Origin of the sequence: Pseudomonas sp. LS-2 (genome assembly GCF_003605735.1) — a bacterium.
GTDB lineage: Bacteria > Pseudomonadota > Gammaproteobacteria > Pseudomonadales > Pseudomonadaceae > Aquipseudomonas.
Genome location: NZ_QXTJ01000028.1, coordinates 1 through 1,022 on the forward strand (window position 1 = coordinate 1; position 1,022 = coordinate 1,022).

The window sequence follows — 1,022 nt, forward strand, 5'->3', positions numbered from 1 at the left end:
TACGGATGGCTGCTTTCGACATTCAACGGTTGCAGCGCCGACCAGATAGTCGTTTCGGTCGGGCCGTAGAGGTTCCACGTCTGCGCGCCCAGCGCCGTCATGCGCACGGCCAGGTCATCGGCCAGCGCCTCGCCGCCGCAGAGCATATGACGACCGGCGAGCAGGCCCGCGTTCGGGCTTTCCAGCAGCATGCGCCAGGTCGACGGCGTGGCTTGCAGCACGCTGATGCCCTGAGCCTGCACCTGTTGGAGGATCAGTTCCGGGTCGCGCTGGGTGTCCTTGTCGGCCAACACCACACGGCCGCCGACCATCAGCGGCGTGTACAGCTCAAGGCCGAAGATGTCGAAGGAGAACGTGGTCAGCGACAGCAGACGGTCGTCTGCGGTAATCCCCGGTGAGGACGCCATGCTGAAGACGAAGTTGGTCAGTGCACCGTGGCGCACCATCACGCCCTTGGGTTTGCCGGTGGAGCCGGAGGTGTAGATCGCGTAGGCGAGGTTTTCAGCATCCAGCGTGACGCCCGGATTCACATCGCTGTAGCCACTCAATGGCTGATCGAGGTCAAGCGCTTGCACCTGATCCGGAATCGGCAACACGGACTGCAAATGCCCTTGCGTCAGCAGCAGTTTCAAGCCGCTGTCTTCAATCATGTAGCGCAGACGGTCCTGCGGATAATCCGGGTCCAGCGGCACGTAGGCGCCCCCGGCTTTGAGCACCGCGAGCAAGCCAATCACCATTTCCAGCGAACGATCCAGCGACACGCCCACCAGCCCATCAGGACCCACGCCCAGCTCGATCAGACGATGGGCCCACTGGTTGGCTCGGGCGTTCAGCTCGGCATAGGTCAATTGGGTGTCTGCGAACACCAGCGCCACGGAATCCGGCGTTCGCGCGGCCTGCTCCTCGATCAGTTGCTGAATGCACGCGTCAGCCGGGTAATCGGCCTGGCTGCGGTTCCAGTCGTGCAGCACCTGCTGCGTCTCATGCCCGGCAAGCATCGGCAACTCGGCGACCCGCTGCTG

1 protein-coding gene is annotated in these 1,022 nt (G+C 63.6%); it reads right to left on the reverse strand.

Annotated features, from left to right (window positions below; all coding sequences use genetic code 11):
• The coding region (locus tag D3M70_RS17010) for an AMP-binding protein (RefSeq protein ID WP_165869825.1) at window positions 1–1,022 on the reverse strand (1,022 nt) is incomplete at both ends.